The sequence below is a fragment of the Gordonibacter faecis genome (assembly GCF_030077735.1).
GTDB classification, from domain to species: domain Bacteria; phylum Actinomycetota; class Coriobacteriia; order Coriobacteriales; family Eggerthellaceae; genus Gordonibacter; species Gordonibacter faecis.
Genome location: NZ_JASJEU010000022.1, coordinates 26823 through 40914 on the forward strand (window position 1 = coordinate 26823; position 14092 = coordinate 40914).

Here is a 14092-nt window from a genome sequence, read left to right on the forward strand (position 1 = left end):
CGGAGCACCCATGAACGCACTCAAATCGCACTTCCAACGCACATTTTCCCCCCGAATGTTCGCGCTCGGGTTCGCAGCGCTCGCCGCCTGCGTCGCGCTCACCTCATGCGAAGCGCCAGGCGGCCCACTTCCGCCGGAGAACCGCGAGCCCTTCGAAGTGTCCGCCCCGGTCATCGACAACGCGTCCCTTTACGGCGAAGGCGAAAGTATCCCGATGCCCGCCAACGTGCCTGGCCGAACCGGTCAGTTCACCAACGAAGAGGTCAATCTGTTCTACCCGCAGCTTCGACGCACCGCGCAGTTGCCCGAGGGCGTGGCGGCGGCCGACTTCGCGCCCACCGTGCTCGAAGAAGCCTCGCGCTCCTCCCTGCAAGAGCGGTTCGGGTTCGCACCCGATGCCGACGGCAACCTGCCGACGGGGTGCTCTTATGTGCAGGTTACCGCAAAGGTGCAAAACACGGTTGATGCCGAAGCGGTGTTCGACACGGCACAAGGGTCGTTTGCCCTGCTCAACGAAGACGGAACGTACACCTCCGTCGGCACCGATGACCCCCTGTGGCAAAGTGCGCGCGACAGTACCAGCCCCAAGCAGTACTTCCAGGTCCATCTCGTACCGCACGAAGAGCGGGAAGTTTCCACCCTCTACCTGGTGCCCGACGAGGCGCTTGACGACCCGCGTCTGGTCTTCATCGCGAATCCGGGGCTCAGCGGCGGAGAGGGTATCGCGGGCGTGAAGGCGTTCGCTATTGCCTCTCAGCTGCAGAAGTAGCCAGAAAGGGTCCTCATGTACCTCACGATTGAAAACCTCTCCAAAACTATCAAGGGCGCCCTGGTGCTCCAGGACATCAATCTGTCGCTCGACCGCGGGAAGGTGTATGGCTTGCGCGGCAAAAATGGCTCGGGCAAAACCATGCTCATGCGCGCCATCGCGGGCCTCATCCGCCCAACCGCGGGATACGTGCGGGTAAATGGCCAGGTCATTGGTACCGACGTGTCCTTTCCGCCCAGCATTGGGCTTCTGCTGGAGAACCCGGCGTTCATCGGGTCATATACCGGGTTCAAAAACCTCCAGGTGTTGGCCGGCATTCAAGCGCGCATCGACGACGAAAAGATTCGCGCGACACTGGAAGCGGTGGGGCTGGACCCCCACGACCGACGGCCGTATCGCAAGTACTCGCTCGGCATGAAGCAGCGCCTCGGCGTGGCATGCGCCGTTATGGAAGACCCCGACCTGGTGCTTTTGGATGAACCCACAAACGCACTTGACCCCGCAGGCGTGGCTCAGGTGCGCACGCTCGTGAGCGCCTGCAAACAGCGCGGGGCATTGGTGCTGGTGGCATGTCACGATGCCGATGAGCTGGACCTTCTGGCTGATGAGGTGTTTACCATGGCCGAAGGGCGCATCGTAAATTCAGCGACGGGCAGCACGCGATGAAGCGGAAGACAGCCTTGACCCTGGGCGCAACCGTGGCGTTGGCAGTGTGCGCCGCGTTCTTCGTTCTGCGGGTAGCCCAGGTGAATGCAGCCACCCCCGCTCCCGAGGTACATCGATTCGCGCTGGGCGAGGAAGCTACCTACAGCGGCAACGACTCGTCGGGCGGCACCGTGAACCCGGGAGACATAACGGTGACGGCCGAGCACGCCGCGCTGCTGAACCGCGAAGAGCTGGCGAAGTTGCCAGGGATTCCCGCCGGCTACGTCGACGACCTCATGGCCTCCACAAGCGCGAACGATATGCGCGCTCTCGTGGTAGAAGTGACGCTGCGCAATACTACCAGCGAGCCACGGGAGGCGCACGTTCAAGGCTTCAAGGCCCGGTCGGGTGCCTGGTCAAACGGCCTGTTCGCCGAGATCTACTTCATGCTAAACGACGGCTTGTCCACGCGCGTGCCGCTGGAGCCAGGCGGCACGGAGAAGGCAACGCTCATTTCCCTTCTGTACGACAACCAATCGAACAGCACCGACGCATGGCAACACGTAGACGAGCGCACCTTCGACCTCGTGCTGACGGTGTACCCACAACAGTACGTGATCAACCTCGGCCAACCCGGCTTGAATAGCGCGCCCAGCCTGGGGGAGGAAGCGTGAACACCTCGTTACGCATGATGAAAACGGAATGCCGTCGCGCGTTTGGTAGCCGACTGTTTGCCGCCGCCCTGGTCGCCGGGCTGGCGCTTGCCCTCGCGCACCTCGTCACGATTGCGGTGCCCTACGGCACGGGTGACGTCTGGGAAGTATGGCGCGGCGGCGCGAAGGGAGCCTACCCTTTCTCGGTGTACAACACCTGGATGGGCGGCGAGAATTCCTCAGCATTCACCACGCTGTACTACTTCCTACTGCCGCTTCTGGCGTGCGTGCCCTTTGCGGACAGTGGATATACCGACCTCAAATCGGGCTATGCCGCGCAGATGATCAGCCGAGCGGGGCGCAGTGCCTATTGCGCTGCGAAAGTGCTGGCCGTGGCTTTGTCTGCGGGCACCGTGGTGCTGGTGCCACTCGTGGTGAATTTCCTGGGTACGCTTTTGTTTGTACCGCTCCTACCTCCCGAAGCGGCGGCGGGAACCTTTTTTGTGGGCCCTTCGGCCGCGTTCGCCGATGTGTTCTATGGGGCACCGCTTGTTTACTGCGGGCTGTTCGCCCTGCTGACGTTTTGTGTGGCGGGAATTATTGCGTGTCTTTGCGTGGCGCTCGCGCCAGTCATGCCCAACCGGTTCCTGGTGCTGGTGACGCCGTTTCTGCTGTGTACGGCGGCCTCATTCGTACTGGCAGGTTCAGGCCTTGCAGGGTACGCGCCCACGGAAGTGCTCATGCCCGCACCGCGCTTCGACGTCCAGCCAGCGGTGGTGGCAGTGGCGTATGGCCTGATAGCAGGTGCGGAAGCTGTCGCCATCGCGCGCCACGCGCGCACGTTTGAGGCGCTGTGACGGAAGTGAAAGCCACCATGAGAACCGAAGGAACTCTGCGCGCCGCGCGTCGCCCAAAACGCTTTGGAAAGCTGGCAGTATTCGGCTCACTCGTGCGTCACGACCTGGTGGCCGGCAGCGTGCCGGATAGAATTCTGTATGGTGTTGCCCTCATGTGCTTTGTGGTGGTGTGCGCCCTCTTCCTCAGCGGGTTCGAAAACGCACAGCGAATGGTTGAGGCGGGCATGGCGACCTCGGCTGCGCCACCCGTTGCCACACCCGCAGAAGCTTGTGCACTTCCCGAACACTTTTCGCTGTTTGATGTGCTGGTGTTTGCCTCCGCCGGTGCACCTCCCCATGATGCCACCAGCGGTCTGCCCTACTCACCGCCCTTCACCTGGCTAGTCATGCAGGCGCTCATTGCGGCCCTCGTGGGACACTACCCCGCTAACGACCTGATCACGCGTGGCCCTCAGGTGCTTACGCGCGTCGGCGGCACCGGCACGTGGTGGCTCGCAAAATGCACTTGGATTGCAGCCACCGTGGCGGCATTCTACCTGCTAGGCCTTGCCGTGTTCATCGTGTTTGCCGCAGCACAGGGAAACGTGAGCGGGCCTGCGTCCAGCATGCTGTCGGCACTACTCAACGGCTTTAGTCTTGAAGCGGCAAGCGGAATGTCAAACGGCAGTGCACTCGCAGCGGCGCTTGTGGCCGCGCTGGTGCTCTCAATTGCGCTCTCGCTCGCGCAAGTTACTTTATCCCTGATCGTAGGCCCTCTCGCAAGCTTCGTGGCGCTTATGGCCTTCGACGTGGCATCCGCCTATTTCGCCTTCCCGGCACTTTTCGCAAGCAGCGCCATACTCTGCCGCAGCAGCCTCGCAACAATAGGAGGCACAAGCCCATCAGTCGTCTTTGCGATCAGCGCCCTTATTGCCGTCGTGTCCCTCATCGCAGGAGCCCTCATCCTGCGACGTCGCGACCTTCTCACGCGGAAGGAAAGTCGATGACCTCGACACCACACGCAACTCGACCCATACCCACAGCGCGCCTCCTCGTAGGCAGCGCACGACGAACCGCCTCGTTCGCCCGAGACCATCTGCTCGCGCTGGTGCTCTGCATAGCGCTACTCGTTGCCGCTGCATTCATCACACAGCGCCTCCAGGCGAGCTACCTTCAGCACAACGGCTTCAATCCCACCTTTGCCGACAGCCTCATCTGGCTGCTGGGGCCTGCGAACGCAACACCGTTTCCGCTTTTGTGGTGCGTCTGCCCCGTCGTGGCCATGACCTGGCTGTTATTCATGGAACGCGGGCGCGACGAGGCAAACTGGGCGGTGCGCCACGGCAGTTTCCGCAGGTTGTGGGCCACACGCCTAGTTGAGACCACGCTGGTATCGCTCACATTTGGGTTCATAGCTTTTGCAGCAGCCACCGCAGCGTCACTCATCGGCACCGCGGCGGGCAGCACACCCCTCGTGAACTTCGACGACCCCCACAGCCTCTTCGCCGCCTTCTGCGATGGCACCACCACACGTCCGCCTTCCCTCGCAACGCTGCTCGCCACCGCGCTCTGCCTTAGCCTACTTGCGCCGTGCGTCCTCATTACGCTCCATGCACTCCTGCGCTGGATTCTCCCCGGCGAAGTTCTGGCCTTTCTACTGATCACCGCCGCAGGACTCACCGCGGTGCACAGCCCGCTCGCCTTCGCCCTTGATGCCGCCCGCGCACTGGGCACTAACCTGACGCTCACCAACCCTCTCGCACTGCTCTACGAAACCAGCAGCATCGCCCACGCCACCTGGCTCCCCGGCGCCACACACCACCTCTGGCTCATGCCCGCCGTCTGGCTCGCCGCCGCCACCCTCGGCCTCGCCACAGCCCACCGCAAAGAACTTCCCCCAAAGAAAAACTAGCAAAACGCTGCACTGAGGTTATCCGTAGGGCAAGGGCTCTGCCCTTGCCGCGAACAACGTTTGACCTGGAAGTTTACCAAGGTAGAACGGCAAGGGTAGAACCCTTGCCCTACGAAATACCTGCAAAGGGAACTGTTGTTTCAACCTCTTATCAGTTCTCGGCGTCGATCTTTTTGCGTTCTATGGTGCCCCAGTGGCGTTCTTTCTTGCGGTAGCCCACTAAGGCCATCATGCGGGTGGTGGCCAGGATGAAGCGCAGGATCGTTACCTCGAAGATGGACAGCAGCAGCGCGCGCACCACGTCGCCGGCTGACAGTTTCAGGTCACGCGTCTGCACGCGCGAGAAGAATGCGGTCAGCGACATCACGGCCCCGAACACCGCGTAAATGCCAAAGAACATAATCATGAACGGCACGTTAATGAAATTGAAGGCAAACGCAAGAGCCACCGTTGCCAGTCCAAACAACTCAATCATGGGCGACAGCAACTCGTATATCAAAAAGTACGTGTACGAGAAGAAACTCACCAACCCAAAGCGCAAGTTCGCAAAAATGCGCCAATGCTTCGTCATGCTTTCGAACAGGCCCGTGTGCCAACGGCGCCGCTGCTTCACCAAGTCGCGCAGCGTTTCGGGCGCCTGGCTCCAGCAGATGGCGTCGGGCGCGTACTTAATAAGGTAGTCGATGTCGTTCGTGCGACAAAACACGTGCAGCTTGGTGACCAGCTCCATATCCTCGCCCACCGTATCCAAATCGTAGCCGCCGCACGCCACCACGAAGTCTTTGCGGAACAGACCAAACGCACCCGAAATAATCAGGTTGCCGTTGAACTGGTCGAACAGAATACGCGCTGACAAAAACGAGCGATCGTACTCCAGCACCTGCATGGCGGGAATAATCTTCTTCGGCAGTGAGTAATGCGTCAGGCGGCCGTCCTTAATTTTGATGCCATTCGACAGGCGCACCAGGCCGCCAACAGCCACCACGTTCTCGTGCTCAATGACCGGCGCCACAATTTCACGCAGCGAGTCGTACTGCAGCACCGAATCGGCATCAATGCAGATGAAGTACGGGTATTGTGCCACGTTAATACCCATGTTCAGCGCGTCAGCTTTGCCGCCGTTTTCCTTCGAAATAAGCGTGATGGGCACATGCCCCACCTTGCCAATCCACACGCCGCGCTCGGATGCACACGGCACCTGGCGGCGGATGGGCCGGTCGATAGGATGCAGGTCGAACGCCTCGATGACAATCTGCGCGGTGTCATCGGTGGAACCGTCGTCCACAACCACCACCTAGTAAAGCGAGTAATCCAAGGTCAGCAGCGAGCGGATAGAACTTTCCACCGTCACGCTTTCGTTGTGCGCCGGCATGATGATGGTCACAGGCACGTAGCAGTCCACCATGAGCTGGTTTTGGTAGTGCGCCTCGCGCTTGCGGCGATACAGAATGGACGAGCCCACCGTGACGGACAGGAACAAAAACGTGGAGTACCCAATAAGGTACAGCACGAAAAACACGCCCACAAAGTAGAGAAACCCCTGAACAAAAGCGGCGGCAGTAACGGTGGTGATGATCATGCGCCCACCCCGCTTTCGGGGGCAAGTTTGGCAGCGGTGATGACTTGTTGGTCAGCCAACGGGGTAGCCGTTGGCTGACCAGGGGGCATGCCCCCTGCCGCACTGTGGCCGATATCTTCCAACTCCCAGCGATACGTCAGCATGTCGCGCGCGTACGCATCGGGGCCGTTCATGACGTCGTCCAAATCGTCCAAGCTTAAGCCCCAGTCGAACAGGGTCTTGGCGGCGTTTTGCCGCACGAACCACGAGGAACTTGACAAACAACGCTTCAGCACCTCGAATGTCTCAATGCTGGGATAGCTGGCTAATGCCGTGGCGGCAACGGCGGCATATTCCCAGGTAGCTGGGTCATCAGAAGCCGCAAGACGGCGCAGAACGGCTTCCGCCGGCTCCCAGAAGTTGCGCATGAAGTAGCGGGCGCACGCCAGGCGTACCTCCAGGTCGGCCGTATCATCGTCCAGCAAGGCGCACAACTTCTCCGGGTCGCCCCGCCCCGACATGCGCAGGTAATTGATAACGGCCGCCTGCGTATGCGGCAGGAAACTATCGAAGCGTTCCCTCAATTCCTCTTCCAGTTCGTGAGCGTCACCCGCGAAGGCAAGCGCCGTCTCGGTGACCAGCTTCGGGTGGTGGAAATCGCCGCCGCGTTCCACCAATGCCACGGCATCGGCAAACGCCCTCGCGCTTCCCACCTGCGCCAACGCCTCAAACGCATTCTGTCGCGCGTAGAATGACCCTTCGCGCACCGCGTGCAGCAGCGCCTGAATCACCGTGTCACTTGCCGGCTGCTGGCGGTACCACCGCTTCAGCACGTAGGCAAAATACGCACGGTGCAGGTCGCTCTTCTTAGCGAAATGATACGTCAGATGGTCAAACACGGTGCCGATGCCCTGCAGATAGCGATTACTCTTCTCGGGGTCCAGCTCTTCGAGGCGCGTCATCGTCAGATCGAACGACTCCATGCCCGACAGCTGCTTCATTCGCCGCTCAAGCATGCGTTTATGCTCGTCTGTGGGGAACTCGGCGTTGCGCGCTATCTCAACGCGCAGTGCCTCAGCGATACGCGCCGTCTTCGTCGCAAACCGCTTCGCATGCACCTTCTCGTAGCCCAAGAACCCGAAGTTGAACACAATCATCATGAGGCTTACGAACAGGTATAACGCTATGAGCCACTCAATCTTCACGCAGCGTCGCCCGCCTCGCCAACCTCGTGGACCTCAGCGGCCGAGGCACCCTCGCTGCCACCTACACTCTCGCCAGCCGCATTCGCGCCATCATCCTCACGCCACAGCTCCTGCGCATCCACTCCCCCAGCCCACATCTGTTGTACCAGGTAGTAGCTCTCCTTGAGGCGCTCGTGATAGGTCACCTTCCTGCCCCATCCCTCAAGCTGTCTTTCGAACAGCGGAATGCTTTCTCCCGCAGCGCCATCGCCCACACCCACATACATGCGGTCAATCTTCATGTTCTCCACGCCGTAGTGCTCGTAGTAGTCGTCGTGAATTTGCATTTCAGAGGGGTTCGAGAAATTTAACAACTGCCATGGCAACTTGATCTCCACGAACCCGTCGCCATAGCAAAAGTCGGCAAGCGAATTGAAGTCATTATGCGCCGGGTTCGCATCGCCATAGGTGAGCTTGCCAGTTTCGTAGCTGCGGAAATAGAACTCGCCCGCAATGACGTTCTTCTCGTTTTGCACAGCCTCACGCACGGCGCTGTTCTCGGTGATGGTTTGAAGCACGAGGTCGATGTGTTTGAACCGCGATGTGTCCTTGGCAGGCACGTTCACGTACGGGTCTTCGCCCGTGGTAGTGCGTAGCGCCATGGCGCGCATCACTTCGTAGCGCTCCTGCACGAGCACGCGACTCTCATCCTTGCCATCGAGAACCACCACAAAGTCGGCCGCCCGGTCGAACGTGAGCGCGGGGTCGTCAGCTCGCGTCGTGCCCGTTTTCTGAGTTGTGTCAATAGGCAGGTAGAGCGGTGTGCCTTCGCCCACGTCGTCGCCGCGTACCATGAAATAGAGGAACTTCTCGTCGTACTTCATCGACAACGTGCGCCCATCAGCTTCACCAATCACATCGTCGGAGCCCCATTCCTCGTCGTCACCGTCCACGTAGCTCACGCTGCGCTCGGTGCCGGGATCGAACGACAGCAGCCCGAAGTACTGCTCGTTTGTTTGGTAGTCGCTCCAATAGGGCGTTTTCAGCAGGTCGACGTTCGCCATGGTGTTCCAAGTGCGCTTGAACCACTCGTCCTGCCAGGTGAATATCACACTGCCCGCACATCCCGCCGCCTTAATGTCCGCGTAACTTCGCACAATAGCGCGACCCTGATCCTCCTCGCTCATACCACCCTGGTGCCGATCGGTGTTCGCATCGGGCTGTGCCATGCCACGCGAACTGGGAACACCAAACTCCGAGATGACTACCGGCACACTATGATAGTCAACCAATGTTTTCAGGTAGGCGCGGTAGGTGTTCACCTCGCCCGTTTCGTCCACGTCGTTCATGTGCTCAGGCATATATTGAAGGTAGTCGGGATAGTACGGATACACATGGTACGAGGCGAACGTGCCCGACACCACCGTGTCCTCGAATACGAAATGCTCTACGTCCACAGAGCTATACTTCTCGAAGAACAACTGCAAAGCGCGCGGATAGGTGAATGGATCGGTAGTGGGCCAGTTACTGAATGCAACAAGCCGCTGCTCCTTGTACCTCAGCGATTCGTAGCGCAGCAGATCATTACCCACCTGCGCCAACATAATTTCGAACGCGCTCGCCTCGGACGTGGTACTCACATACTCGCCCGTGAACGTACCCATTCCCTCGTGCGTGCGATCGGTGTAGGCCACCGTAGGCGCCTCCCATTCCACGCCCAAAATGTAGCCAAGCACCCACGGCGAAATGTCCTTTGTGTAGCTACCCGTACCGGCAAGCCGCCCCAGTTCTATCCAACGCTGACCATGGATAACGTCTACCACGGTACGCGCGTCTTCCATGAAGCGCCGCTGGTATTCGTCAACGAATGCGTCCATGTGCGAGTTTTGCACATAATCGTCAATCCACACGCCATGGATTAAGTAAAGCGGGTCGGGATTGTCCTTATTAAATTCGTAAAACGCCTCGTAAAAGCTGGTGCCCAGCAGAATGTACACGCGAATAGTGTTCGCGCCCATCTCCTTGATTTGCTTAAACCACCGCAGGTAGGTGTCCTTGTCAATGGCGTAATCCGTGGCGAAGTGGCCGGGAATGCCCGCACCCATATCCACTCCGCGTATCTCGAAATCCTCCCAGCCATTGCCGCGATCAATTTGAATAGTCTTGCCAACTTGGCGCACCTGAGACGTCACCGGTTTGCCGGGATTGAGGTCGATGGAAGCGCTCGTGCCGAAGACGACATACAACCCGCAAGCGGCCAGCATAAACATGACAACGGCAGCTATAATAAACTTCTTCATGCGCTCCTCCTTCCGACTTCGTACACGTTCCTTACGTTTCGCTCAGCAGCTTGCTTAGTGATTAAACTTCTTGACGGCCGACTCGTGTGAATACTGGCGCAAATTCTCGATGTAGGTATCAAGCCACGTGCCTCGTTCATGAATAAAGTTTTTAAGACGAGCAATAGCATCATCATACGAGACAGGGTTGCGCTCGTCGGGATCCACTTTCTGAGACCCATCCACGTTCTCCACATCGTACAAATAGCCCCATACCTTGTTGTTGCGATCGACAGCCGGCCCGAGATAGGCCACCGTCTGGTCGATAAAAGTGTTCAGGTGCTCTTCGGAAAGCGCGCCCGCGCGCAGTTCGCGATAGCGGTCGATAACCCGTTCAACAAAGCGTTCATCCTTGAACAACATGAAGTACCACGCCCGATCCACCAGGTAGAACTTGTCGGTCGGCGATGCCAGTTTGTAATTGTCGAACACGTTGTTAAAGTCCCAGGGCGGCCCCATAACCAGCTTGCCACGCACATCCTTGTACAAATACGTGGAATAGGCAGCGAAATCGTCGTTGATAACAAACTCATCGAGCACGAACGTGTCCACGAAACTGTCCACGTCGATATAGTTCCAGTATCCATAATCGGACGTGTCGTAGTCATATGAGAAGAGCGCCTTCTCAAAAGCACTCACATCCTGCTCAATCCATGCTTTTTGCTCGGGTGTAATGGTTTCCTCATTCGGATACGAAATGTCCATGTACTTGTTCAAGCGCAACGTATACTTCAGGAAGTCCGAAATGCTGGTGGGCCCCGCTCCCGATAAATCGATTGACAGCACGTAGCTCGTTACAGCCGACTTCGGGTCGGTCGGATTTATGTTAAGACGCCCCTCTTCCACCTTTACCGTTTCGGTGGCAAGGTAGACACCGCGATACTCGCCATTCACAAACAGTTCGCAAAAGCGCACGTCGGGCACAAAATCGTTCATGAACTCGCCCGCTATACTGTAGGTAAGGTAGTTGCGGAGCAGCGTCTTGTCGAGCGAAGGACCGTGCAACGTCCACGTTTCGCTCTTGTCCATGCCGAGAAATTCCTGATCGTTGTCAGTACCATCATCTTTCACAAACGTCACCTGAAAGTTCTTCTTGTCGAACGCACGTGATGAGTTGCCGCGAATACGCACACGCGCATCGCTCGTAAGCGTCGGGTCGTCCGAAAGCCGGTTGGCCTGCCCTTGTGCATCGCGAACTTCCAGAGTGGTAACAACATCCTTCAAACCGTCGGGAGCAAGCGTCACCACGGCACGACCATCGGAGCCCTCAATGGTTTTACCGTTTTCGTCGTATACCAACTCACCGGGAATTTCTTGGCTGTGTGTGTCGATGCTCACCACCGGCAAATGCGAAGCAAAGGTGGCGGAATCGATAGAGGTTGAGGAAGCAGCAGCGCGATCTACTTCCGGCAAGTCAGCCAGCTGTTGAGCCTGTTCGTGCTGGTGGTAGCGCTCCGGCAGCCCCTTATTTTGGTCTACGACCGTGGCTACACCGACGGAAACGACCGCGATCAACGCGGCCGCCACGGCTATGACCTGGTATTTCCGCCCCTTCAACACGGCGCGTGTGCCTAGCTGCCTATCTCGTCGTTTTGGGCGACAATGTTCACGTAGTCGATGCCACCCAGTGCGTACAACTCGTCGGTAATGGGACGCTCGGCCTTCTTCTGCGCGCGGTCGAGCATACCGCGCGACAGCTCGAACATGAATTCGACGGCGTCCTCGGTGGTGTTCTTCACGCGCTGCACGGCGCGGCCCTTGAAGTACTCAAACACGAGGCCTTCCACCGGTAACTCCTGCGTACGTGCGGCGCGGATGACAATAAGCGTACGCGTGTCATTGCGCACACGCCCCAAAATGAGCAGCACCACAAACACCGCTACGCTGCCTATGCCCGCGGCCATGAACTGCCCCACACCGCAACAGATACCGCAGATGATAGCCCAGAAAATGTACGTGGTATCACGCGCGTCTTTGATGGCCGTGCGGAAGCGTACAATGGACAATGCACCAACCATACCAAGGGACAGCGCAATATTGTTGCCAATAACCGTCATCACCGTAGCCGTGAGCACCGTGAGCGTTATGAGGTTGATGTTGAACTTCTGCGAGTAAATGGTACCCGCGTGCGAAATCCAATACGACACGAAGATGACCAGGCCCAACACCACCGATATAGCCACCCGCAGCACAAGATCATCCATGGACACGCCAGCGATGGAACCCTGAAACAGTTGGTACAGTTGCTCTTTCACAGTTGCCTCTCTCGAACCTCTAAAACTGGTAGCCCATGCGCACAGTGCGCGCCAGGCAATACTTACTCACGGACAGTTCGCTCTTATCTGCCATATTCAACACCGAGCGAATATAGCTCAACAGAAAACCGTTATACTTCACTTCCAGAATGACGTTGAACGGGTCAAACACTGGATACAGCGGTAGGCGCGGATCGAACAAGTTCAGGTTGAGCTCGGTGGCACGCACGTTGCGATCAAACGTGACACGAATCTTGTTCTCCTTCGCAACGAACGCCGCACGGTCGTACTCAACTATGGCCTTCGGCGCGTACCCGTTGATACTCATGAGCGCGTGCATTTCCGCCGCGAAGGGTTCGTCGCGAGTCAGCAGCACATCCATATCGCCGGCAATGAGGCGCTCCGCTTCGACACGCGTTAAGGGTAGCGAGCGTTTCTGCTGGTTTTCGCCCTGTTTCTGCTTGAGTTCGAGCAGCGCGAAATCGGCCGTGGGATCATAGATGCGCAGCCGCACCTTGCGACGCGGGTCAACGCCAAACAGCTTCTCAGCGTAGTCGCGGTCATGCAGCGTGTCGAAATAGAGCGAGCGGATGGGATAGCCACCGAGGCCATTGTGTGGGTCGGCTGCAAGCAGGCCAATAAAGGCCCCCTCAAGCTTCTTCGCACCCGCGAGGTCCACGAGGAACTTCTTCTCTTTCCGACTGACACTTCTCACGCGTAATTCATTACCTTTCTCTGCATAGTATCTGCTTTTTCGCACACATGCACAAGAACAATACCAGAAGAGTCCACCACACAGGTAACGCCCCCGTGCGCCTAAACAGACTATTGAAGATATGCCCCACCATACCGCAAAATGGCGCAAAAAACGTCCCTCTGACGCGCGAAAACGTGACAGACCAGACAAGCGCCGTCAACAAATCACCCCCGCCACCAGCGCGCCCCCTCACAAAATCCCCATTCCCGCTTCATCTCAGACAGCAAAAAACGCGCCGTCCCCGAAAGGACGACGCGCTCCTAAACGTTACATTCCTTGCGAACGGGCCTACATCATCGGTACCGTCATGGTGATGGGCAGAGCCGCCACTACCACCAGGTAGCGCAGGAGGAAGCCGCCTACCAGGACGCCGGCGTCGGAAGCGGCGCTGATCCAGTGGGCTTTGCGGCTTTCTTCGAACTCTTTCGGGCTGAAGAACAGAAGCCACGTCTCAAGCGCCGTGGGCAGCACGAGGCCAACCAGCACCAGACCAATCCAGAAGAGCGGCGCGTAGCCACCAGCCACCAGGCTCACCACGGAATTCCAGCCAGCAGTGGAGTTGCTCGACGTAATGAACAGCAGCGACGCGATGAGCACGAGCTCAATAATAGGCAGGCAGAAGTGGAACTTTTTCAGCACACCCACGCGGTTGAACTCGTCGGCATGACGCACCACGCCCACCAGCAGAACCGCCGCTGCGCCGGTCGACATGGCCGACACCAGGAACAAAATGGGCAGCAGCGCGTTGTTCCACAAGGGGAACGTCTTGCACACGCCCAGCAGAGCGCCCGTGTACATAGCCACGCACACGCCCAGCACCACGCCCACAATGTCCAGCCACACCGGCACCGTACGCTTCAGGAAGTCCAGCAGCACCACCACCAGCGCCACCACGGTAAAGCCGGCGAGGAACACCACGCCCCAGGTCATGACCGACCCGAAATTCGTCAGCAGCAGCGCGAAACGCAGCGGGTTGTGCAGGCCGCCTTCCGCGTCGAACATCAGCAGCACCAGACCCACAATAACCACGATGGGCGCAATGAGGTGCCCAATCTTGCGCATGGACACTGCCTCGGGATGGCGCCACCCCAAAAAGGCCGAGGTCACGAACGCGCCGCCGCCGAGACCGGCGAGGAACAGGTACCATGCAATGATGGCACCCCAAATAGGTTCAAACGTCATCG

General features: G+C 58.6%; 14 protein-coding genes. 6 read left to right on the forward strand and 8 right to left on the reverse strand.

All coding sequences use genetic code 11. The features are described 5' to 3' along the window. Positions 1-10 precede the first annotated feature (10 nt). Genes QNJ86_RS10835 through QNJ86_RS10860 form a run of 6 tightly spaced genes read left to right on the forward strand, consistent with a single transcriptional unit; the run spans position 11 to position 4815 of the window. Positions 11-769, forward strand: coding sequence for a hypothetical protein (locus QNJ86_RS10835; RefSeq protein WP_283832644.1), 759 nt, complete (start codon positions 11-13; stop codon positions 767-769). A gap of 15 nt (positions 770-784) precedes the next feature. Beyond that, positions 785-1435 carry an ABC transporter ATP-binding protein gene (locus QNJ86_RS10840; RefSeq protein ID WP_283832645.1) on the forward strand — a complete coding sequence of 217 codons (651 nt, stop codon included), beginning with the start codon at positions 785-787 and terminating at the stop codon, positions 1433-1435. Next, positions 1432-2088, forward strand: coding sequence for a DUF5028 domain-containing protein (locus tag QNJ86_RS10845; protein ID WP_283832646.1), 657 nt, complete (start codon positions 1432-1434; stop codon positions 2086-2088). The genes QNJ86_RS10840 and QNJ86_RS10845 overlap by 4 nt, the downstream gene beginning before the upstream one ends. Then, positions 2085-2924, forward strand: coding sequence for a DUF2705 family protein (locus QNJ86_RS10850; protein ID WP_283832647.1), 840 nt, complete (start codon positions 2085-2087; stop codon positions 2922-2924). Before QNJ86_RS10845 ends, QNJ86_RS10850 begins: the two co-directional genes overlap by 4 nt. A gap of 17 nt (positions 2925-2941) precedes the next feature. Next, the gene (locus QNJ86_RS10855) at positions 2942-3910 is read left to right on the forward strand and encodes a hypothetical protein (RefSeq protein WP_283832648.1); all 969 of its coding nucleotides are present in this window, start codon (positions 2942-2944) and stop codon (positions 3908-3910) included. Continuing rightward, a complete protein-coding gene (locus QNJ86_RS10860) occupies positions 3907-4815 on the forward strand; it encodes a hypothetical protein (protein WP_283832649.1) in 909 nt (302 codons plus the stop codon). Before QNJ86_RS10855 ends, QNJ86_RS10860 begins: the two co-directional genes overlap by 4 nt. 151 nt (positions 4816-4966) lie before the next feature. Here the strand turns inward: QNJ86_RS10860 and QNJ86_RS10865 are convergent, their stop codons facing one another. From QNJ86_RS10865 to nrfD, 8 genes are all read right to left on the reverse strand, one after another. Further along, on the reverse strand, positions 4967-6100 hold the full coding sequence (locus QNJ86_RS10865) for a glycosyltransferase family 2 protein (protein WP_283832650.1): 1134 nt from the start codon (positions 6098-6100) through the stop codon (positions 4967-4969). Positions 6101-6109: 9 nt separating this feature from the next. Beyond that, complete coding sequence (locus QNJ86_RS10870) at positions 6110-6394, reverse strand: hypothetical protein (protein ID WP_283832651.1); 285 nt, start codon at positions 6392-6394, stop codon at positions 6110-6112. Then, positions 6391-7578 (reverse strand): hypothetical protein, encoded by a 1188-nt coding sequence (locus QNJ86_RS10875; protein WP_283832652.1) that lies wholly within the window; start codon positions 7576-7578, stop codon positions 6391-6393. The genes QNJ86_RS10870 and QNJ86_RS10875 overlap by 4 nt, the downstream gene beginning before the upstream one ends. Beyond that, positions 7575-9857: a hypothetical protein gene (locus QNJ86_RS10880; RefSeq protein ID WP_283832653.1), complete on the reverse strand. Its 2283-nt coding sequence runs from the start codon at positions 9855-9857 to the stop codon at positions 7575-7577. The genes QNJ86_RS10875 and QNJ86_RS10880 overlap by 4 nt, the downstream gene beginning before the upstream one ends. A gap of 54 nt (positions 9858-9911) precedes the next feature. After that, entirely contained in the window at positions 9912-11456 is a 1545-nt protein-coding gene (locus QNJ86_RS10885; RefSeq protein WP_283832654.1) for a CotH kinase family protein, read from the reverse strand. Positions 11457-11467: 11 nt separating this feature from the next. After that, positions 11468-12151, reverse strand: coding sequence for a DUF4956 domain-containing protein (locus QNJ86_RS10890; RefSeq protein WP_283832655.1), 684 nt, complete (start codon positions 12149-12151; stop codon positions 11468-11470). 19 nt (positions 12152-12170) lie between these two features. Next, complete coding sequence (locus QNJ86_RS10895; protein ID WP_283832656.1) at positions 12171-12866, reverse strand: polyphosphate polymerase domain-containing protein; 696 nt, start codon at positions 12864-12866, stop codon at positions 12171-12173. A gap of 330 nt (positions 12867-13196) precedes the next feature. Beyond that, entirely contained in the window at positions 13197-14090 is an 894-nt protein-coding gene (gene nrfD / locus QNJ86_RS10900) for an NrfD/PsrC family molybdoenzyme membrane anchor subunit (protein ID WP_283832657.1), read from the reverse strand. Positions 14091-14092: the final 2 nt, after the last annotated feature.